At 57.4% G+C, this 19,872-nt stretch carries 19 protein-coding genes; 1 reads left to right on the forward strand and 18 read right to left on the reverse strand.

What is annotated here, in order from left to right:
* Positions 1–63 precede the first annotated feature (63 nt).
* From odhB to ABD796_RS19495, 12 genes are all read right to left on the reverse strand, one after another.
* Positions 64–1,353 carry a 2-oxoglutarate dehydrogenase complex dihydrolipoyllysine-residue succinyltransferase gene (odhB, locus tag ABD796_RS19440; protein ID WP_344910711.1) on the reverse strand — a complete coding sequence of 430 codons (1,290 nt, stop codon included), beginning with the start codon at positions 1,351–1,353 and terminating at the stop codon, positions 64–66.
* A complete protein-coding gene (locus ABD796_RS19445; RefSeq protein ID WP_344910714.1) occupies positions 1,346–4,246 on the reverse strand; it encodes a 2-oxoglutarate dehydrogenase E1 component in 2,901 nt (966 codons plus the stop codon). The genes odhB and ABD796_RS19445 overlap by 8 nt, the downstream gene beginning before the upstream one ends.
* 199 nt (positions 4,247–4,445) lie before the next feature.
* Positions 4,446–5,096: an HD domain-containing protein gene (locus ABD796_RS19450; protein WP_379117665.1), complete on the reverse strand. Its 651-nt coding sequence runs from the start codon at positions 5,094–5,096 to the stop codon at positions 4,446–4,448.
* Positions 5,097–5,150: 54 nt separating this feature from the next.
* Positions 5,151–5,966: a class I SAM-dependent DNA methyltransferase gene (locus tag ABD796_RS19455; protein ID WP_344910718.1), complete on the reverse strand. Its 816-nt coding sequence runs from the start codon at positions 5,964–5,966 to the stop codon at positions 5,151–5,153.
* Positions 5,967–6,054: 88 nt separating this feature from the next.
* A complete protein-coding gene (locus ABD796_RS19460) occupies positions 6,055–6,966 on the reverse strand; it encodes a CvfB family protein (RefSeq protein WP_344910721.1) in 912 nt (303 codons plus the stop codon).
* Positions 6,963–7,310, reverse strand: coding sequence for a ribosome silencing factor (rsfS, locus tag ABD796_RS19465; protein WP_344910724.1), 348 nt, complete (start codon positions 7,308–7,310; stop codon positions 6,963–6,965). The genes ABD796_RS19460 and rsfS overlap by 4 nt, the downstream gene beginning before the upstream one ends.
* Complete coding sequence (gene yqeK / locus ABD796_RS19470; RefSeq protein WP_344910727.1) at positions 7,294–7,890, reverse strand: bis(5'-nucleosyl)-tetraphosphatase (symmetrical) YqeK; 597 nt, start codon at positions 7,888–7,890, stop codon at positions 7,294–7,296. The genes rsfS and yqeK overlap by 17 nt, the downstream gene beginning before the upstream one ends.
* Positions 7,880–8,467, reverse strand: coding sequence for a nicotinate-nucleotide adenylyltransferase (locus ABD796_RS19475; RefSeq protein ID WP_344910729.1), 588 nt, complete (start codon positions 8,465–8,467; stop codon positions 7,880–7,882). Before ABD796_RS19475 ends, yqeK begins: the two co-directional genes overlap by 11 nt.
* 13 nt (positions 8,468–8,480) lie before the next feature.
* Positions 8,481–8,771 (reverse strand): ribosome assembly RNA-binding protein YhbY, encoded by a 291-nt coding sequence (gene yhbY / locus ABD796_RS19480; protein WP_344910730.1) that lies wholly within the window; start codon positions 8,769–8,771, stop codon positions 8,481–8,483.
* Between the two features lie 25 nt (positions 8,772–8,796).
* Positions 8,797–9,648 carry a shikimate dehydrogenase gene (gene aroE, locus ABD796_RS19485; protein ID WP_344910732.1) on the reverse strand — a complete coding sequence of 284 codons (852 nt, stop codon included), beginning with the start codon at positions 9,646–9,648 and terminating at the stop codon, positions 8,797–8,799.
* A gap of 37 nt (positions 9,649–9,685) precedes the next feature.
* A complete protein-coding gene (yqeH, locus tag ABD796_RS19490) occupies positions 9,686–10,801 on the reverse strand; it encodes a ribosome biogenesis GTPase YqeH (protein WP_344910733.1) in 1,116 nt (371 codons plus the stop codon).
* Positions 10,788–11,324: a YqeG family HAD IIIA-type phosphatase gene (locus ABD796_RS19495; protein ID WP_344910735.1), complete on the reverse strand. Its 537-nt coding sequence runs from the start codon at positions 11,322–11,324 to the stop codon at positions 10,788–10,790. Before ABD796_RS19495 ends, yqeH begins: the two co-directional genes overlap by 14 nt.
* A gap of 228 nt (positions 11,325–11,552) precedes the next feature.
* Here ABD796_RS19495 and ABD796_RS19500 point away from each other — a divergent pair, with 228 nt between their 5' ends.
* Positions 11,553–11,714, forward strand: coding sequence for a hypothetical protein (locus tag ABD796_RS19500; protein WP_344910737.1), 162 nt, complete (start codon positions 11,553–11,555; stop codon positions 11,712–11,714).
* Positions 11,715–11,804: 90 nt separating this feature from the next.
* Here the strand turns inward: ABD796_RS19500 and ABD796_RS19505 are convergent, their stop codons facing one another.
* The 6 genes from ABD796_RS19505 to spoVAE form a co-directional block, all read right to left on the reverse strand.
* Positions 11,805–12,278, reverse strand: coding sequence for a DinB family protein (locus ABD796_RS19505; RefSeq protein WP_344910739.1), 474 nt, complete (start codon positions 12,276–12,278; stop codon positions 11,805–11,807).
* A 127-nt stretch (positions 12,279–12,405) separates the two neighbouring features.
* Complete coding sequence (locus ABD796_RS19510; RefSeq protein WP_344910741.1) at positions 12,406–14,655, reverse strand: transglutaminase TgpA family protein; 2,250 nt, start codon at positions 14,653–14,655, stop codon at positions 12,406–12,408.
* 1 nt (position 14,656) lies between these two features.
* Complete coding sequence (locus ABD796_RS19515) at positions 14,657–15,880, reverse strand: DUF58 domain-containing protein (protein ID WP_344910742.1); 1,224 nt, start codon at positions 15,878–15,880, stop codon at positions 14,657–14,659.
* Between the two features lie 34 nt (positions 15,881–15,914).
* Positions 15,915–16,874: an AAA family ATPase gene (locus ABD796_RS19520; protein WP_344910744.1), complete on the reverse strand. Its 960-nt coding sequence runs from the start codon at positions 16,872–16,874 to the stop codon at positions 15,915–15,917.
* A gap of 283 nt (positions 16,875–17,157) precedes the next feature.
* Entirely contained in the window at positions 17,158–19,263 is a 2,106-nt protein-coding gene (locus ABD796_RS19525) for an LTA synthase family protein (RefSeq protein ID WP_344910746.1), read from the reverse strand.
* Between the two features lie 243 nt (positions 19,264–19,506).
* A complete protein-coding gene (gene spoVAE, locus ABD796_RS19530; RefSeq protein WP_344912889.1) occupies positions 19,507–19,872 on the reverse strand; it encodes a stage V sporulation protein AE in 366 nt (121 codons plus the stop codon).

The raw sequence follows: 19,872 nt of genomic DNA on the forward strand, positions 1-19,872 counted from the left end.
CAGAGAGCTCTCCCGAGCTCCCTGCTGTCTTCTATTGTGCTGGAGACGACGCTTGTCCGCGTCTTAGCTGTTCAGCAGCAGCGATTCCGGATCTTCCAACAGTTCCTTCACCGTAACAAGGAAACGCACGGCTTCGCTGCCGTCCACGATGCGATGATCGTAGGACAGTGCGATGTACATCATCGGACGGTTTTCCATCCGCTGCTCGTCCAGCGCAACCGGACGCCACTGGATTTTATGCATACCGAGGATGCCGACCTGCGGCGTGTTCAAGATCGGCGTGGACATGAGCGAGCCGAATACGCCGCCGTTCGTGATGGAGAAGGTGCCGCCCTGCAAATCGGACAGTTGCAGCGTGTTGGCGCGCGCCTTGCCGGCCAGATCGGCGATCGTCCGCTCGATTTCGGCGAAGCCGAGACGGTCGGCATCGCGTACGACAGGTACGACAAGCCCTTCCTTGGCCGATACAGCTATGCCGATATCGTAATATTTTTTGGCGAGAATCCGGTCGCCGTCAATTTCCGCGTTCAACAGCGGGAATTTCTTCAGCGCTCCGACAACCGCCTTCGTAAAGAACGACATGAAGCCGAGGCCGATATCGTTCTTCTCCTGGAACGCCTGCTTGCGGCGCTTGCGGATATCGAGGATTTTCGACATATCCACTTCGTTGAATGTCGTCAGCATGGCAGCCGTACGCTGCGCTTCGACAAGCCGCGTGGCGATCGTCTGACGGCGTCTGGACATGCGGATAACTTCGATCGGCTTCGCCGGATCGTCAAGCACCGTGCCTCCTGCGGAACGGTTGGAGGCCGGTTCGATTTGCAGTTTGGCGGCTGGAGCTTCCGGCGCCGCTGCGGCGCTTTGGCGCGGCGTCGTCAGATCGCTGAGGCCGATGCGGCCGTTCGGGTCGACTGCGGCAACGCGCTGCAGATCAATGCCTTGCTCGCGTGCGAGCTTGCGCGCCGACGGGGAGGCGACGAATGCTCCACCGTCGGTTACTGGCGCCGGAGCCGCAGGCGCAGCGGCAGCGGGCTTGGCGGCTGGCGCAGGCTCGCTTGCCGCAGGCTTTGCCGGCTCGGCAGCTGCCGGGGCCGCGCTTTCCGCCTGAGCGGAAGCGGCGCCCTCGCGGATCGTGCCGACGACTTCGCCCACTTGCACGACGTCGCCTTCGACTTTGCGGATTTCCTCGATGACGCCGGAACGATCCGCGTTGACTTCCAGATTGATTTTATCGGTTTCCAGTTCCAGCAGCATATCGCCCTGGTTAACCGTATCTCCTACTTTGACCGTCCATTTGGCAATTGCGCCTTCGGTTATCGATTCTCCCATTTCGGGTACTTTGATGTCAGACATGTACTGCGCCCCCTTGACGGTTTTTTTGTAAAAAGCTGCGATCCATCGTGTTGGCGAGCAATTGGCGCTGCTCGAACGCATGAACGTTCTGGTAACCGCTGGCGGTGCTGGACCGCTCGCGTCTGCCGGCATAGCCGACGACTACGCCTTCCGGCGCCAGCTCGCGAATACGAGGCTCCATGAAACTCCACGCCCCCATATTGCGCGGCTCTTCCTGCAGCCAGACGATTTCCTGCAAATGCTTGAAGCGCGCGACAATGCGGGAAATCTCCTCGGCCGGGAACGGATAAAGCTGCTCGACGCGAATAATGTGCAGCCAGCTCCAATCGGCATTCGCATCGCTCTGTACGGCTTCCTCCAGATCGATCGCGACTTTGCCGCTGCACAGCACGATCCGCTCGACTTGGTCCGGCTGCTGCCCGAGTCCGGGCTGCTCCAGCACTTTCTGGAAGCTGCCGTTCGCCAGCTCCTCACCCGGCGAAGCGACGCGCGGATTGCGGATCAGGCTCTTCGGAGCCATGACGATCAGCGGACGGGCTTCCTCCGTTTGTGTCGATGCCGCCTGTTGGCGCAGCAGGTGGAAATATTGCGACGCGCGGGTCATATTGACAACCGTCCAGTTGTCTTCACCGGCAAGCTGCAAATACCGTTCCAGACGGGCGCTGGAATGCTCCGGCCCCTGTCCTTCGTAGCCGTGCGGCAGCAGCATGGTCAAGCTGGACTTTTGCCGCCATTTGCCCCGGCCCGCCGCCAAAAATTGGTCGATAATGACTTGTCCGGCATTCGCGAAATCGCCGTATTGGGCTTCCCAGATGACGAACGTCTCCGGGGCGAATACGTTATACCCGTATTCGAAGCCAAGCACGGACGCTTCCGACAGCGGACTGTTATGGATCGCGAACGATGCTTTCGCTTGCGGCAAGGCGTGCAGCGGGCAGAACAGCTCTCCCGTGGCCGTATCGTGCAGCACGAGATTGCGGTGCGCGAACGTGCCGCGCTGGGAATCCTGGCCGCTTACGCGGATCGGTTTGCCATCGGCCAAGATCGTCGCGAACGCAAGCGTTTCGGCCAGCGCCCAGTCGACCTTCTCACCGTCGTCAAGAGCCTTCGCCCGCCGTTCCAGAATGCGCTGCAGCTTCGGATACGTGCGGAAGCCTTCCGGACGCTTGAGCAGCTCCTCGTTGATGCCGCGCAGCTGATCGACCGTTACCGGCGTAATCGAGCTTGTCGTGTCCAGCTCGGTCGGCAGGGCGTTCGGCTTGGCCGTACCGTCCCGCTCTCCGCTGGCCAGCATTTCTTCGTAAGCCGCTTGCAAGTTAGCCAGCGTTTCGCGACGAATCGCCTCCACGCGTTCCGCGGTAAGCGTTCCGTCCGCTACAAGCTTGTCGGCATACAGCGTTGCCGCCGTCGGATGATTGCGAACCGCTTCGTAGATGATTGGCTGTGTCGTTTCCGGATCGTCGGATTCGTTATGGCCGTAGCGGCGGTAGCCAATAAGATCGATCAGGAAGCCTTTCTTGAACCGTTCCCGGAACTCGCAAGCCATGCGGATCGCCAGGAGGCAAGCTTCCGGATCGTCCGCGTTCACGTGCACGATCGGAATTTCATAGCCTTTGGCCAAATCGCTGGCGTAATAGGTCGAGCGGGAATCTTCGCTTTCGGTTGTGAAACCGATGCGGTTGTTGACGATAATATGAATCGTGCCGCCGTTGCGGTAGCCCGGCAGACGGTTAAAGTTCAACGTCTCGGCCACAATGCCTTCCCCGGCAAAAGCCGCGTCGCCGTGCATGATGACAGCGGCAGCCAGACTTTCGTCCTGAACGGGGTTGCCCCGGCTGTTGCGGTCTTCCTGGGCTGCGCGCGCAAAACCCTCCACAACCGGATTGACGTACTCCAAGTGGCTCGGGTTATTGGCCAAGGTCAGACGGATTTGTTTGCCTTCGCTTTCTTCGACGGAGCGGTTTGCGCCGAGATGGTACTTGACGTCGCCCGTCCAGCCGTAGTTGATGCCGATCGATCCTTCCGACGGAACGAGATCGCGGTTCGGCGAATGATGGAATTCGGCGAAAATTTTGCTGTAAGGCTTGCCGAGCACGTGTGCGAGCACATTTAAACGTCCCCGATGGGCCATTCCCATCAGGATATGCTTGCCGCCTTCCCGGGCTACCGAACGGACGATTTCGTCCAGCATCGGCACGAGCGAATCGTTGCCTTCGACCGAAAACCGCTTCTGACCGACAAACGTGCGATGAAGGAAAGCTTCGAACTGCTCCGTCTGAAGAAGTCGGGTCAGCAGCTCCTCGCGTTCCTTCGCATTGAGCGCTTCCGCAGCGGGAATGCCCTGCTCCACCCGCTTGTTCAGCCAATCGCGCTCGCGTTCTTCATGCACATGGCTGAATTCGTAGGCGGTCGTTTGCGTATAAGCCTGACGAAGCCGCTCGATCGCATCCTGGCCGGTAACGACCGAGTCCGGTGCATTTTCCCAGATCAGCGAGGCAGGCAGCGTTTGCAAATCTTCCTTGTTCAAACCATATGTTTCAGGCTCCAGCAGCCTCGTATTGGCCGCGGCGCTGAGCCGAAGCGGATCGATATCGGCAGCCAGGTGGCCATATGTGCGAATATTCCAAACCAGCTTTCCGGCCGCGACCGCCTTCCGGACAAGCTCCGGATCGACCTTGCCGCTGCCTGTTGCCGTCTGAGCGGCGTAAGACTCTTGGTACGGTGCCGCATCTATGGCAGGCGGCGCTCCCCACCGTACGAACAAATCGCGGAACGAAGCGTCCACGGATTCAGGATCGGCCGCATAGCGTTCATATTGTTCTTGCACGTATCCGAGATTGGGGCCGTAGTAAGTTCTCCACAGCTTCTCCATATTCCTCTCCCCAGTCGTCATTGACGTATAACCTCCTAATCCCTTCCGGGCAAAGAGTCGTGTCTTCGCGCCGAAGGCATACCACTAGCATATAGCTTAAGTCCAGTATAAGCGAAATGAATCATATATAATACAACTTGTTTTGCATGATATCGATCTAATTTTGATATAGGTTAAAAAGAAGGAATTCGGGGAACTGCCGTCGTAGCTCATACAGTTACTAGCATTCCCCGTTCCACTCCTTATGAAACTGTTCCAGATAACCTTCCATAAACCGATGACGCTCCGCCGCGATCGTCCGGGCCGACTCCGTTTCCAGCAGGTCGCGCAACCTCAGAAGCTTTTCCTGAAAATGATTGATCGCTGTAGACCGCCCGTTGCGATACTGCTCCTTCGTCATTGTTTCGCGCGGCGGCAGCTGCGGTTCATGCAGCGGATGTCCTTTCCACCCCGCGTAAGCAAACGTGCGGGCAATGCCGATCGCCCCGATCGCATCGAGTCTGTCGGCGTCCCGGACGACGCTGCCTTCCCGCGTTCGCATCGGCCCGGTGCCAGTGCCGAACGACAAGGTCGCGATAATGTCCAGCACATGATCCCGGGCCTCCGTGTCGATCCGCTCTCCATTCAGCCAATTCTTCACAAGGTCCATTCCGCTTTCCTTGGATGCGTTCAGCTTCTCGTCCGCCACATCGTGCAGAAGCGCGGCCAATTCGCAAACGAACGGATCGGCGCCTTCGGACGCAGCCAACCGCCGGGTCATCCGGACAACCCGGTCGATATGCGGCCAGTCGTGTCCGGACGAATCCCCTTCATGGACGGAGCGGGCGTATTGCGCGGCGCGGCTCAGTATGGCTTCAGCCTTCCTGTCGATCTCAACCCCCGCCCTTGCCTTTGTTTCGTTTTCTTTCGAATCTTCCCCGGCTCGCTATCCCTTTTTCACGCATACGAAAAAAGCGCGCTCCGTCTCGGGCGTCGGCGTTTTGTGCGTAAAATCGGCATACGATCGAATTTCCGCAAACCCGGCCTCCTTCAGCCAATGAGCGATGCGGTCCAGCGGGTAAGCGCGCTGCACGTGCCGTTCGTCGATACGCACATAGCGGGAATCATCCGCTTCCGCAGCTTTCCGTTCTGGCGCATCCGCCGCCAGCCATTCCGATTCGCGGATGAATATAGCCAGGTCGTGCTCGATCTCGCAGCGTTCCTCGTCCAGCTCGCTTGTCCAAATATACGAGACGTCGTCGTCGCGCAGCGTGAAAGGCTGCATCTCGGCGTAAGACCGCAGCTGTCCTTCGGTATGAACATCGAATATGAATACCCCGCCATCCTTCAATCCGGCGAACGTTTGCCGGAAAGCGTCGCGAAGATCGTCTTCCTCGGTCAAATAGTTGATGCAGTCGCAGCAGGAAATAACCGAGTCGACCGGCTCGGCCAGTTCCCATTCCGTCATATCCTGCTGGAGCCAGGTTACCGAACCGCCCTGCGCAAACGGAAACGTTCTCTGCTGCCGTTCCGTTTTGTCCTGGGCGACCGCGAGCATATCATCGGATAAGTCGATCCCGTATACCCGAAGGCCGGATTGGGCCAAAGGGATGGACAAATTGCCGGTGCCGCAGCCCAGATCGACGATCGATGCCGGCTTGCCGAATTCCTCCCAGCATTGACGGATGAAGCGCAGCCACTGGGGATACGGCATATCCTCCATCAGTCTGTCGTAAATGTATGCGAATTGACCATAGCGCATTAGTATGAACTCCCCCTGTCAAACGGAGCGGGCATCCCCTCTCCCCGCTTTCGATCCGGCCGTCCTCCCGGGAACGGCCCTTGCCGGGTTACTCGGCGCTTTGGTCCTGCCGCTCTTTCAGATGCGTCCAACTGCCTTGCTGAACGATCAACCCGTCCTTCATCAATTTGCCGAGCGCCCGTTTGAAGGCCGCTTTGCTGATGCCGAACTTGGAGGCGATCACATCCGCCGGCGTTTCGTCGGAATACGGCATGGCTCCGTTCGGGCGCTCCTTGAGCAAAGACAGGATGCGATCCGCATCCTCCATCCGGCCGACTTGCTTCGGCTGCCGCATCGACAGGTTGACGCGGCCGTCCTCCCGGACGAAGACGACACGCACGCTGACCCGCTCGCCTAAGCGGAGGGGGCGCGTACGCTCCTTCTCGTGAATCATGCCGATCGCCCCAAAGCCGAGCACGCCTCCTTCGCATACGACGAAGGTGCCCATTTGCAAAGGCTTGTATACGATCGCTTCCGTTGCGGTATTTTTCCACGATTCGGGAGCCCGAAAAGATAAGGCGGACAGTTCCCTCTCCCCGGCCAGCTTGGCGGTCATCCTGCCTTGCCGGTCATGGTTCAGCAGCACGTAAACGCGGTCGCCCGGCTTCGGATGCAGCTCCTTCATCTCCGGCAGCTCGGAGGCTGGCAGCAGAAGCTGACGCCCGAGTCCCATCTCCAGAAAGCAGCCGAACCGGGGATGAATATCCGCGACTTCCAGCAAGCCGACCTCGCCGAGCCGGATCAACGGTTTTCGCATCGTCGCCGACAAGCGGTCCTCCGTGTCGTGGAACAAAAATACTTCGGCTTCGTCACCGGGCGCGACCGAGCCGACCACTTCGCTGTAATGCAGCAGCACGTCGCGAGTTCCGTTCGTCAGAAAGAAGCCGTTGGGCGGCACTTCGCGCGCCACCTTCAGCCTGACGACGGTCCCGGATTCCAAGCGGTCCTCTAACGGCTTCATACGAGCTCAACCACTTTCGCATCGGACCACAGTCGCTCGATGTTGTAATATTCCCGCTCGTCGCGGTGGAACACGTGCACGATAACGTCGCCCAAATCGACCAGCACCCAGCGCGCCGCATCGAACCCTTCCATGCTGCGCAGCGTCATGCCCAAATCCCCGGCCACCTTGCGCACCTCCTGGGCGATCGCTTGCACCTGCGTATCCGAATTGCCGTGACAGATGACGAAATAGTCGGCCACGAGCGAAATTCCTTTCAGATTAAGCACCACGAGGTTATGCGCCTTCTTGTCCTCTATCGCTTTGACGACCTCGTTCATGACTTGCTCAGGCGTTTGTTTCATCTGCATTCCCCTTTCCGCTGCGATTTTCTTCGATCAGCGCATTTCGCGCGACAACCGCTTGCGGATATATTTTTTTTCCTTTGGACAGCAAAAATTGTATCGTCGAATCGAACCCGGCCACCAGAGCACCCTCCAGGCTATGTTCGGCACTTTCGCGAATATTATGCACGCCGGGAAAATCCCGGCCCGGCTCGATATAATCGGCCAGACAGATGATCTTATCGAGAAGGGTCATCTTCTCGCGGCCGGACGTATGGTAGCGGATCGCATCCAGCACCTCGGCATCCTCGATGCCGTAACGGCTACGGACGATCTCCGCCGCCAACGGCCCGTGCAGCAGCTGCGGATCGTAGCGCAGCAGATCCGGGTCCAGCCCGGCCGCCGCGTATTCGCTCCGCTGCTCGGCTATCGGCCAATACTTGCAGTAATCGTGCAGCAAGGCGGCAAGCTCCGCTTTCTGCACGTCGCCTCCGAAACGCTGCGCCAGTTCGACGGCGGAATCGATGACGCCCAGCGTATGCTGCCAGCGCAATGCAGGCATCTGCGCCTGCGTGTCTTCTCTCAACCGCTCAAGATTCATACAACCGATTCTCCTCGATATAGGCGAATACCGGCTCCGGCACCAAATACCGGACCGACTTGCCGGACCTGCGCATATCCCGGATCGCCGTGGACGAAATGCCGATTTGCGGCATCGCCACAGTTAGAACGCTGGCCCGGATGGCGGCAGGAAGCTGCCCCGCGTCCGCCGAGTAGCCCGGACGGGCGAGCCCGACGAACGTAATCATCTTCACCAGCTCGTCGATCCGCGTCCAGTTGGGCAAATATTGCACCATATCCGCGCCGATAATGTAATAAAAATCGATGTCCGGATGCCGTTCCTTCAGCTCGCGGACCGTATCTACCGTATAGGACGTGCCTCCCCGGCGAATTTCCGTCGTTTCCTCGCGGAAATGCGGGTCGCGGGCGATCGCCGCCTTCACCATGTCGAGCCGCTGAGCGGCCGTCGCCTTGGGGGCGTTGGGCTTATGGGGCGGCGTATTGGTCGGCATAAACCATACCTCGTCCAGTCCCGCTTCCTCCCTCGCCCTCTCCGCCGCCAGCAGGTGCCCTTGGTGGATCGGGTCGAACGTCCCTCCCATAATGCCTACCTTCATCACGGTCACCCCTTTAAGGGAGCTCGATCTTCTTGTTCTCCTTCGACTGCTTGTACAGCACGACCGTCTTGCCGATCCGCTGTACGAGCTCCGCCCCGGACTGCCCGGACAATTGCGCCGCGACTTCGTCGCTGTCCTCCAAACAATTGTTAAGCACCGATACTTTGATCAGCTCGCGCACTTCCAGCGCTTCCTCGATATGCCGGATCAGATGATCGTTGACGCCGCCTTTGCCGACTTGGAAAATCGGGTTCAGGTGATGCGCCTGCGACCGCAAATAGCGTTTTTGTTTACCTGTCAACATGTTATGATCAATCTCCCTCTATGCTTCAAAACGCTTCAAGAACCGCTTCCCGCATCGCGGCGATGGGCGCCTCGCGACCGGTCCAATATTCGAAGGCGTAAGCGCCCTGGTACACGAACATGCCCAAGCCTCCGTGCGTCTTCGCGCCTTTTGCTTCCGCCTCCCGCAGCAGCCGCGTGACGAGCGGGTTGTATACAATATCGCTAACCGTCAGCCCTTCGTGAAACCAGGACGTGTCGATCAGTACCTCGTCCACTTTCGGGTGCATCCCGACCTCCGTGTTGTGCACGATCAGATCGATCTCGTCCCGCACGTCCGCTATCGCTTCATAGCTCATGCCTTCGGCGGGGGCAAAGGGCCGGATTGCTTCGGCCAGCTCCTCGGCCTTGGATACGGTCCGATTGGCGATGCGAACCGACGCAGCCCCTTCCTTGGCCAGCGCATAGGCGACGCCGCGCGCGGCTCCCCCCGCTCCGAGCATCAGCACCTTTTTGCCGGCTACGGCAAAACCGGCTTCTTCCTTTAAAGAGCGCACGTAGCCGATGCCGTCGGTGTTGAAGCCGGTTAGCTTGCCGTCATCGTTCACGATCGTATTGACCGCGCCGATCGCCCGGGCGTCCTCGTGGATATCGTCCAAATAATCCATCACTTCCAGCTTGTGCGGAATCGTCACGTTCACCCCGCGAAACTGCATGGCGCGAATGCCCGCCACCGCATCCTTCAACTGCCCCGGCTTAATATGAAAGGCGGCATAAGCCGCGTTCAGTCCCAGCTCGCGAAAAGCCCGATTGTGCATGACCGGCGACTTGGAATGTTTGATCGGGTCGCCGAATACGCCATGCATGACCGTTCCCGTATCCATCTGCCATTGCTTCATACCGCTTGCTCTCCCCGTTCCCGTTATGCGTTGCCGGTCATATCAATGAATCCCGCACGGCCACCTTGACGCCCTTCGGCGCGTGGATGACGATTTGCGCGCCGGCGTCGCTGTTGACCGCAATCCAGCCGAGGCCGGAGATCAGCACGTCACTCTGGGCACCTTTGCGGATGCGGAACGAATGCTTGACGAGCGGCGGGAGGTTATCCAGATTTTCCTTGGAAGGCGGCGCGAGCATGACTCCCTTATGCTCCTCGTACAGCTCGTCCGCGCGCTCCAGCTTCGTCCGGTGAATCGGCATCGCATTGGACACGTAGCACGTGAACGACTGGCGAGCCCCCTGCACAAAATCGAACCGGACCATGGCGCCAAAAAACAGCGACTGCTCCTCGTTCAATTGAAACACCGACGGTTTGATCGGCTTGTCCGGCAGCACGGTTTGCAGATCGCGCTTGTTGACCAGCTCGGTCAGCCGGTGCGTGTAGACGATTCCCGGCGTGTCGATAATGTCGCGTCCGTCGTCAAGCGGTATTTGCACGAGATCGAGCGTCGTGCCCGGAAAAGGCGACGTCGTCAATTCCGCCTCCAGATCGCTGTAGTCGCGAATGAGCCGGTTGATGAGCGTCGACTTGCCGACATTCGTCGCGCCGACCACATAGACATCCTTCTTGCCGCGATGGCGGGCGATCGCTTCGACGACGCGGTCGAAGCCGATATTTTTTTTGGCGCTGCACAGCACGACCTCGGAGGTGCGCACCCCGTGATCCTTCGCTTGCTTCTGCACCCAGTTCAGGATGCGGTTGACATTGATCGCCTTTGGCAGCAGATCGACTTTGTTGACGACCAGCAGGACCGGATTTTGCCCCACAAACCGATGCAGCCCGGCAATCAGGCTGCCTTCAAAATCGAACAGGTCGACGATATGGACGACAAGCGCTTCCTTGCCGCCGATTCCGCTCAAAATTTTGAGAAAATCGTCCTGATTCGGAGTGACGCTGGATATTTCATTGTAATTCTTGATCCGGAAGCAGCGCTGGCACAGCAGCGGATCTTTGTTCAACGCCGCCGCGGGAGCATAGCCCAGCTTCTCGGGCGATTCCGTCTGAATCGCCACGCCGCATCCGGAGCAACGAAGATCGTTAACGTTTGTCATGCTGCGAGTCCTCCCCTTGCATCAAACCTTTGCGTTTCATCCAGGAAATAGCCGCCTTCTCGACCCGCCGGTTGACTTTTGTAAAAAAGCCTTCGTCGGCGGGAGCGATCGGCGTAACCAGGATCGTGTACAAGCCGAGACGATTGCCGCCCAGGACGTCCGTCAGCATCTGGTCGCCGATGACGACTGTCTGTTCGGGGGCCAGCTCCATGATGCCGAGCGCCCGGCGGAATGCCGTGTTCCCGGGCTTCTTCGCCCGGAATATGTAAGGAATCGAGAGCGGGTCGGAGAACCGGGACACGCGCAGCCTGTTGTTGTTGGAGACGATGACGACTTTGAAGCCCATCGTTTTCAACGCTTCCAGCCAGACGAGCAGCTCCGGCGTCGCTTCCGGATGCTTCGCTCCGACAAGCGTGTTGTCCAGATCTGTAATGATGCCCCGAACCCCTGCGCTCCATAATGCCTGAACGTCGATTTCATAAATCGAGCGGACGTTTTTTTGCGGAATCAATTTTTTCAGCAAACGCCATTCATGCTCCTTTGCATCCTTATATATACGACAAACTATACCATAGATGCTCATACCCTGCAAAAGAGATTCCAAGGCCATCGCTTCGCGGCGTGGACGAGTCGAGCGCGATTAGCCCGCATTATTTCCCGCGCAATGTCCGATGCGGATGTTTGGCTTCCAGAGAGCTGCATGATTTAATTCCAATCTGGATACCTTAAGGAAGAAATGGAGGCGATCCTGTTGAACAAAGGCCAACAAATAGCAAAGCTTCAGCAATTGGCGGAAAGTAAAATCGCAATTGAGGCTGTTGAAAATAAGCAAGCTTATGCATCCAGCCGGGTAGAGGAACAAAACTTCCCGGAAGCGCCGGATCAAGAACAACAAGAACAAGACGAGCAATAATCTTGTCATGGAAACCCTATCAGGTAAAAGAGAAGCAGAGGGCTTGTGCCGCCAAAGGCGCAATTCCCTCCGCTTCTTATTCGCGCTTGTCTAGATCGATGTGGACTTGTAGTTCTCTTTTAGAAGCTGCTTGGCGATGTAAAAGATTTGTCCCATATGTTCCGAATAGTGTGCCGCGCATTGATGCAGCGTGTCCAAATTCGTTTTTTCGTGGCTTCTGACCTTCTGTTTTTGCTCCAGTACCTCATCCGTAATGCGAGAGAGAATATCGATGACCTGCTGAAATCTGGTTTGAACAATGGTTTCCAGCTCGGCTTTCGGGACGAACGACTGTTTCAGTTCTTCTTCGCGATCTCTACTTATTTCTTCATGAAGAATGCCTTTCAGAATTCTCTCCTTCAGGTTTCCTTCGATATGCCTGATTAAGGTAGAGATGCTCAGACTCTCCGGATCGGGGCGCCAATTGACTTGTTCGTCATCAAGCTGTTGCAAAGCTTGAAGGGTCCGCCTTTGCAATTCTTCAAACTTACGGATCAACCAGTCTCTGTTAAAATCATACGTCATCGCCATTCCTCCTCTATATCGTATAGCCGTGATCCTGCTTTCATACAACGACCAGAGACGCTTCCAAACCCGTCCGAACGGGCCTGAAAACGTCTCTTCCGTCATCATTACATTGCAACCCGAGACGTTACATCTCTTCACGCAGCTTGCTGACGGTGCGCGCGATCGACGACAATTCGTCTTCGGTAATGCGCGCGTCGCTGTATTTGGCCTTCTCGAACAAGAACAGCAGCGATTCGAGATCCTTTTGCAGCCACTTGTCCTTGCTCATCCAGCGCTGGGCGGTCTCGCGCGCAGTCTCGTGCTCCGAGCGAGCATAGCCTTTGCGCTTGGCAAAGCGCAGCAGCCGCTCGAATTCGAGCACCGCCTTCTGGTTGGCATCGAGTTGCCGGCCGACCGGAACGAGCATACGCAGTCCGCGAAGGCTGCGGCGGTTCACCCAAAGGAACATGCCAGCGATGGCGGCGGCAACCGCCCCCGCTCCCCATCCTACGGCTTTCGGTACCGCTACGCCCGTATCCTCTGCAGGCACGGTCGACTCGTCGGTCGTCGCAGGCAGCGGCTCCACATTCAATTCCTCTTGAGGAACGAACGTCGGCAGCGCAAAGCCGGCGGTCGGCTCGAACGGAATCCAGCCGTAGCCGGGGAAGTAAATTTCCACCCACGAATGCGCGTCGGAATTGCGCACGGTGTAGTCTCCAGAGCCGTCCGGGTTGAGCATCTCTTCGGGGAAATTCATCATTTCTTCCATCATCGCGCTTGCTCCCGGCGTATAGCCCTTCACCCAGCGGGCGGGGATGCCAAGCGAGCGCGCCATAACGGCCATCGACGTCGAATAGTAGTCGCAATAGCCTTCTTTGATCTCGAACAAGAAGCGGTCGACGAAGTCGCGGCTTTTACCCTTGCTCAAATCCGGCGTATTCGTATACGAAAACGTGGTGCTCATATAACGCTCCAGCAGCTTCACCTTGTCGTACATATTCGTGCCGGAAGCCGTCACCTGTACGGCAAGCTCCTTGACGCGATTCGGAAGCGTCTCGGGAAGGAACAAATAATCTTCCAGTCCCGCGCGCGTCGGCAGCTCCGACGGCACTTTGCGCAGCTCCGCCTCATCCACGACCGGCACTTCGGAGGTAAGCGTGTACGATTGCGGATAAGCCTGACGTCCGGTTCCCGTCCACCGCAGCTCGCCGAGCCGGGACGACCATTGCAGCGGGGCCAGGCTTGCGGCCGCTCCGCCGATCGAGATGCTCTGCACCTTGCTGACCGGATACGCGCCGAACAATACCGGGTAATCCGGAACCGTCTCGCCAAGCACCGTGACCGTCTGCGTCACCTCGACCGTCTTGCCCAAAGACGGAGCAAGACGAGGGTCCTGCGGCAGCGGCGTGTCGGCGGCAACCCCGACCAGCGGCGTCTTTCTCTCCACGTCGCTCATAATCCAGCCTTTGCCCGTGTAGAGCGACCGCGTCTCGCCCCTCCAATAACTGCGGTGCGAGGTAGAGACCGACATGACCGGGGTATAGTCGAACGAGAATTCGCCGCCGAGCGACGAGTCGTTCCGGCTGTAACCGGACGAGGAGTCGCCGCTCAGCACGGAGGTCGTGCCGAAGCCTTTATTGAAAAACGTTATTTGTTCGCCGCGGATATTTTTCCACAACGTATACGGATCGGTAACGAGCGCTCTTACGTCGGGAGCGAGCGTCCCGAGAAAGACGACAAGCGACACCAGAAACACGATCGGCAAAGAAATGTTCAACGGGTAGTCGGATAAATTCGACCAGCCGACCGGGTTTCGTTTCTTCAGCCCGGCGAAATGGCGGATAACGAGCAGGAACAGCCCGCAGAAAATCAGCATCGCCACCTGCAGCCACAAGACGACAAAGCTGAACGAATCGCGGAAGGCGAGCGCCCCTACCGATACGACCAAAATGACCATAATCCGCCATTTGACCTTCATCGCCCACAAGGCGAAAAGCGATACCAGCCAAGCCGTCAAGGAAAACCAGACAAACGGTGCGAGCTGTATAAAATTGTCGCGAAACAGCCCTCCGACATCATTCCAAAAAGCGCCCCATTCGCGAATCGAATGGAAGGAACGACCGACCGGCGCATAATCCAGCATCGCCCCTAGCACAAACAGCACGCCCGCGGCCTGCAGAAGCCGTCTCCAGACCCAATGCAGCCGGGGGAAAAGCTCCACGACGAAGACGACGAGCAGCGTGAGCTTGACGATCGTTACCGTCTCCGCCAGCCACACCTGATCTTCCTTTGCAATCCACTGCACGAACTGTAGCAAGAACAGGCCGGTAAAAATCGCGGTCAGCTGTTCGGGCCAATCTTGCAGCAGCCAACGTCTCCACAAACGCTCCTTCATCTTATGATCGCCCTCCTAACGAAAGCGCCAAATCGTCAAGCGAGGCAATCGCATAGCCCATAGTTCCCGTAGCTTTCATGTGCAGCTTCCAGCGATCCTGCTCGGCAGCGGGAACGTCGCTGCACACCCAGATGTGACAAGGGTTCATCTGCCGCTGCTCGATCCAGCCAAGCGCCGGAGCCATCGCTTCCCCGTGCTGGGGCGAGATGACGGTGAAGAAGACGCCTGGCATAAAGAGGCGTGAACGGTCCTTCAGCACGTCAAGCAGCGCATACGGCCCGTCGGGCTCCACATCGATCAGATGATTGACGATCAGCTTCTGATGGCTGGCGCTAAGCCGCGGCTCGAAATAAGTCGAATCCTTGCCTACCGACAAAAGTCCCAGCGCCAGATCGCGACTGCTTGCGTAATCGATGAGCGAAGCCGCAATCGACACGGCCAGCTCGAAATGCTCCTTGTTTTTGTAGGAGCGCATATTGCGATCGAGCAAAATAACCGTCTTCGGCAGCGATTCCCGCTCGAATTCCTTTGACTTCCATGTGCCGGTCTTGGCGGTGGCGTTCCAGTGAATACGGGACAAGCGATCTCCGTAAATGTACTCGCGTACTCCGTTGATCTGCGTCGTCTCCCGGTGCGAACGGGTCGTCGCGGAGTGGTGGTGCATGCCGCGGAACAGCTGGTGCAGCTGCTTCCAATCGCGGATGTGAACCTTTTGCGGCAGCACGCCGAACGTGTACGGCAGCTCGAGCCGTCCTCTGTGCCGGAACAGCCCGAATATGTCTTCCGTTGCACAATCCGTATTCCCGAATTCGTAAAAACCTCTGCGCAGCGGCGGGGTCCGGTACGACACTTCCCCTCGTCTCTTCCAGTCCGGAATGAGAAACGTCTCGAACACATGCTCTTCCCCGCCCCTGCGGACAAGTCGATCTTTGACGGAGACGTACGGCACGGGCCAGAAGCCGGGAATTTGCACTTGAACTTGAACGGCCAGCGACGTTCCGGCCTCTACGACCGCCTCATGCTCGGCATTGAGCAGCGTCCGTCCGCCCGTCGTCTTGGAGATGCCGCTCCAGCGGCTTAAAGCCAAATACAGGCACAAAACGGCTACGATGATAAAAACCATAAAGGCGAGCTTGCCGCCCTGAAACAACAGGAACAGGAAGCTGAACGCGAATAATGATGCAATGCCCCAGAAGCGGGCCGAATATTTGGCGAATATGCCCATACGCTATGTTCACCCCGTTTCCGTGTCCCTCCCGTTATTTTTCGAGACGGACCGGAACACGCACTTGTTGGAAGATGGTGTGGAATACCGAATCGATGGTCAAACCTTCTATTCTTGCTTCGGAATGCAGAATCATCCGGTGCCCGAGGACGAAGGGCGCCAAATATTTAATATCGTCGGGGATCACGTAATCGCGTTCGCGCAAATAGGCAAGCGCCTTGGCGGCCTGAAGCAGCGCGATGGTCGCGCGCGGGCTGGCGCCAAGAAAGACGGAGGAATGCTCGCGGGTTTTGCGGGTAACCGTGACGACGTAATCCGCCACCGCTTCGTCGACGTGCACGTCGCGCACGCGCCGCTGCATATCGGCGATCCGGCTCACGTCTGCAACCGGTTCCAGCCGCTCGACCGGATGGCCGCCCGCCTGGGCATAAAGCATCTTCTTCTCGGTTTCGTGATCGGGATAGCCGAGACTGAACTTCAGCATGAACCGGTCCAGCTGCGCTTCCGGCAGCACGTACGTGCCCTCGAAGTCGATCGGGTTTTGCGTCGCCAGCAGCAGAAACGGCGTCGGAAGCGGATGACAGTCGCCGTCTACGGTGACGTGATGCTCCTCCATCGCCTCGAGCAGCGCCGACTGCGTCTTGGTCGTGGCCCGGTTGATTTCGTCGGCCAGCAAAATATGGGTCATGACCGGGCCCGGCCGGAATAGAAACGTCTCCTGCTTCGGATGGTATATCGCTACACCGGTAATATCGGTCGGAAGCAGGTCGGGGTTGCATTGGATGCGGCGGAACTGACCCTGCACGGATCGGGCCAACGCTTTAATCAGAACCGTTTTGCCGGTTCCCGGTACGTCTTCGAGCAGAACGTGCCCGCCGGCAAGCGCAGCGGTCAAGAGCAATTCGACTTCAGCGGCTTTCCCCAGAATGCAGGATTCCAAATTGGCTTTCAGTTGTTTTAAAATGGACATATCTTCCATAATTAGTGCATCCATCTCGTCCTGCTCCTCTCTATGATCCGTTGTGCCGTTCCGTTGGAAAGTTTGTCTGTGCCGTTCGCGAAAATCGTTATCGCTTACGGGGTTCTGGGTGTATATCTTCTATTCTACAAGAATAAAAAAACCTCGTATAGCCCCTCAGCATTAGAAAAAAGTAACTTTAGGCCGAAAAACGCGAATATACGTGTATACGTTTGCACCGGTAAAAAGTTTCAATATAAATCCCGAAAATAAAACCGGCCTCCCAAACGGGAAGCCGGCTTCGAAACGAATGTCCCTATTATTTATATACTTGCAGCGTTACTGTGTTCGATTGGCCTACGACGATATTTTTGGAATCGAGCACCTTCACCTGAATGACGCTTTTCCCGCCCTTGAGCGCTTCCGGCGGCACTTTGGCGCTCAGCGTTCCCTCCGGATTGCTCCTCGTCTCCAGCGCCTTGCCCGCGGCGAACACCTTGGCGAGCGCCGGAATGTTCTGGCCGGTCACGGTAATTTCCGTCTCCGACCCTTTCTTGAGCGCATCCGGCGTAACCCGGTCGATCTCGATCGGACCCAGGCCGAGAAAATAGTCCGGGTTGACGATTTTGTTCTTCAGATCCCCGTAGGCGTAGCGGTCGCCGAACAAGATGTCGTACTGCAGCATCTCGTACTGCTTCATGTCCATCTCCGACACTTTCATCCGGGCGTAATAATTTTTCGGCGGAATAACCGGCGAGCGCTTATACAGATCGCTCAAAAATTGCGTATAATACGTGCCCGGAATGTTGGCTTTATTCAGCACATAAGGGCCGAGGAACGCCGGGCTCATATCGAGCTTCTCTTTCGGCTCCGACAAATAGTTGTTCCACACGACGACCGGGGTCCGGTACATTTTATCCAGAAAATTCGGATCGTTGTCGCCCGTAATCCATTTCGCGTCCCGGTAAGCCTTGTAGTCGTCCCCCAAGTAAGGCAGATGGTCTCCGAAAAAGACGATCATCGTCGGCTCGCTCTGTTCCCGGTAATGTTCAACCAGCGTTCGAAGCATATTGTCCGCGTCCTGGGCACCTTGCGCGTACGTTTCCAGCATGCCGCGGGTATCGGAGGAAAAGTCGCCTTCCACCTGAATCGTATTCTCGGCGAATTTGCCCGGGTAATAGTGAAAATGATTTTCCATCGTATTGGCGAAGACGAATTGGGGCTGCTTGGATTTGCCCGTCTGCCTGATAATCAGCTTGGCCACTTCGTTGTCGGCGATATAAGGACCTTCGTAGACCGGATCGAAAAACTCGAGCGGAATATATTGCGCGAAGCCGAAATTCTCGTAAACCTTGTCGCTATTAAAATACCAGCGGTGAAACGGACTGATCGCCGTGGAATAATAACCTTGGCGCGCCAAGATGCTCGCCAGCGAGTCGACTTCGTGGGTAATATGCTGATTGTAGGGGATTGTCCCCTGTGGCAGCAGCCGCATCGAATTGCCGGTCAACACCTCGAACTCCACGTTGGCCGTCCCTCCGCCGAACTGCGGCGAAAGCAGCGTACCGTTCGTAGACGTCTCCATTAACGAGTGGTAGAAGGGCATCGGGTCGCGGCTGAACGTCACGTCCTTCAATTGAGTCGGGTCCCACAGCGATTCGCTCAAGACGACAATAATATTCGGCTTGATCTCCTCCGTAAGGCCCGCCCCTCCGCCGACCGGCGTCCCGGATTTGGAGACGATCGCATGAACCGCTTGGATATCGTAGTTTTCCAGCTTGCTGATGCTCATATATTCGAGATTCATAACCGTAGCCAGCAGCCAGCCGTTCGTATCGACGTTGGCGGACTGATCGTAATTGATCGCGCTGATGCCAAAAGCGCTCTTGACCGGCAGCGGCTTGTCCGAATAGGCCACCAGCACCAACGCGACGGCGACCGTAGCAAGCGCAACGCGTTCTTTCCAATGAAAGACTTTGACGATATGGCCCGTTTTGTACAACAGAAGCCAGCCGACTCCTGCAAATACGATCAGATCGGCGAACAGCTGAAACGTAAAAATATTTTTTAAATATTCGACCATGTCGCTCGCTTCGCCGGTCAACACAAAATCCCAGGGCAAAAGCGGCACCCCGAGCATTTTGGATTTGATTCCCGTAATGAGCGCCAGAACGAAGCCGATCGCCGAAACGATCCAATAGGAAAGCCTGAGCTTGCCGGTCGCAGCCGTCAAGACGAGCCAGGCCCCGAAAATAAATAGGCCGTTCAGCAACAGCGCAGGGATATGCAGCACGGACCATTCCATCGCCCCCCAAACTTTGTCGCGGCTCAGCGCCTCCATGAACAGCACGAGCCAGCCGGACAGGACGATCATCACGTACCGCCGCTTTAAATAATCCTTGGCGACGCTCCACCAGTTCCCCATATGCATTCTCCCAATCTTTCGCGGCACCCGTTCGCGGATTCGTTAACAATTGATGTCATTATATCACGTCCGTAAACGCGCTTACAAAACTATATTTGTGGCAGCCGGACCAATCTTTTTCCTGCTCCCGGCGCGCGGCCGGCATGGGCGCCCAAAGGGCGCCCTAACAAAGTCGGAAAGCCCGCCGGGTTCGGCTTCGTCGGCCTTAAGCACGAAAAAAGGGCGGTAAATGCCCGCCCCCCTTCATCCCTTCGGCTTGACGAAGGTGGCGGCGATAAAGGAGAAGATTATCGCCGCGGATATGCCCGCGCTCGTCACCTCGAACATCCCCGTAATGATGCCGATCCAACCGTGCAGCTTGTACTCCTGAAGCGCGCCGTGCACGAGCGAATTGCCGAAGCTGGTAATCGGCACGGTCGCGCCCGCGCCGGCAAATTCGATAAAACGGTCGTACAGGCTTTTGCCGCCGATCACGATGCCGTCCACGACCGCTCCGACTACGACCAGCGTGCTCATCGTATGCGCCGGCGTCAGCTTGGCGACATCCATAAGCAGCTGGCCGACGACGCAGATTGCCCCGCCGATGATGAAAGCCCATACGAACTGCAT

Origin of the sequence: Paenibacillus hodogayensis (genome assembly GCF_039536325.1) — a bacterium.
Lineage (GTDB): Bacteria > Bacillota > Bacilli > Paenibacillales > NBRC-103111 > Paenibacillus_AB > Paenibacillus_AB hodogayensis.